Source organism: Pseudooceanicola lipolyticus, assembly GCF_002786325.1.
GTDB classification, from domain to species: domain Bacteria; phylum Pseudomonadota; class Alphaproteobacteria; order Rhodobacterales; family Rhodobacteraceae; genus Pseudooceanicola_C; species Pseudooceanicola_C lipolyticus.
Window position 1 is genome coordinate 1 of record NZ_PGTB01000347.1, and the last position, 1,332, is coordinate 1,332.

Here is a 1,332-nt window from a genome sequence, read left to right on the forward strand (position 1 = left end):
GCCCAGGGCGCCGGCAACAGGCCGGGCAACCGGTTGCGCCAGACATCGGCGGCCTGGAATTGCAGCGGTTCCGGCGCGGTCAACCGCAGCACCGCCACCGGGCGGCCGGCGCGGCCCGCCTCGGTCAGCTGCGATTCGATCAGTTCCATCTTGTCGGACCAATGCGTCGCCCCGGCCCAGCTGGCATCCAGCACGATCAGCAGCGGCCCGCTGCCCTCCTGCGCCCGGTTCGGGTTCAGCACCGGTCCGGCCAGCCCCAGGATCACCGCCGCCACCGCCAGCATCCGCAGCAGCAGCAGCCACCACGGCGTGCGGTCCGAAACGCTTTCGTCATCCTTCAGCCCCAGCAGCAGCGCGACGCCGGGAAACCGCCGGCGGATCGGCGCCGGCGGCACCGCGCGCAGAATCAGCCACAGCACCGGCAGCGCCAGCAGCGCCAGCAGCAGCCAGGGAGAGGCGAAACCGATACCGCCCAGAACCGTCATGACGTGCCCCCGTCCAGCGCGCGATACAGCCATAACAGAGCCTGTTGCGCGCTTTCACCGGTATGGTGCAGGCCGAATTGCCAGCCGGTCGCGCGGCACAGCGTCATCAGCTCGTCGCGCCGTTCGGCCAGCCGGGTCAGGTAACGCTCGCGCAGCTCGTTTGCCTTCAGCGTCTCGTGGCGCAGGGTGCCGCCGACGCTTTCAAAGATGGTCCGCCCGCGAAACGGGAACTGTTCCTCGCTGGGGTCCAGCACCTGCAATACCACGCCGCGCACGCCGCGGTCGGCGGCCTTGGTCAGCGCCAGCCGCACCTCGGCCAGGTCGCCCAGGAAATCCGAGATGAAAACCGCCCGTGCATGGGGAATCATCGCCCGGTGTTCGGGCGGCGCGTAATCCTGCGGCGCATCGACCGAGAAGGATTGCGCCAGCCGCAAAATCTGCGCATTGCCGCGCCGCGGCGGCAGGGTGGTACCGGTCAGGCCCACCCGTTCGCCCCCGCGCACCAGCAGGATCGCCACGGCCAGGCCCAGCAGGCGCGCGCGTTCGATCTTGCTGGGCAGCCGGGTCTCCTCCGAGCAGAACCGCATCGACGCACCCTGGTCGATCCACAGCATCACTGATTGCGCGATCTGCCATTCGCGTTCGCGCACGAATTGCTGGTCGCCCCGCGCCGAGCGGCGGTGGTCGATCATCCGCTTGCTGTCGCCCATCTGCGCCGGGCGATACTGCCAGAAATCATCACCCAGCCCGGCGCGCCGCCGCCCGTGATCGCCCAGCAGCACGGTGCCGGCCAATTGGTCGGCGCGCGCCAGCAACGCGGGCAGGCGCCCGGCTTCGGCCTCGGCGC

At 70.3% G+C, this 1,332-nt stretch carries 2 protein-coding genes; both read right to left on the reverse strand.

What is annotated here, in order from left to right; translation table 11 throughout:
• Positions 1–485 (reverse strand): BatA domain-containing protein (locus CVM52_RS25800; protein ID WP_205965038.1); only part of this gene is annotated, 485 nt, incomplete at its 3' end.
• On the reverse strand, positions 482–1,332 hold an 851-nt coding region (locus tag CVM52_RS25805), incomplete at its 5' end, for a DUF58 domain-containing protein (protein WP_100165064.1). The genes CVM52_RS25805 and CVM52_RS25800, both read right to left, overlap by 4 nt.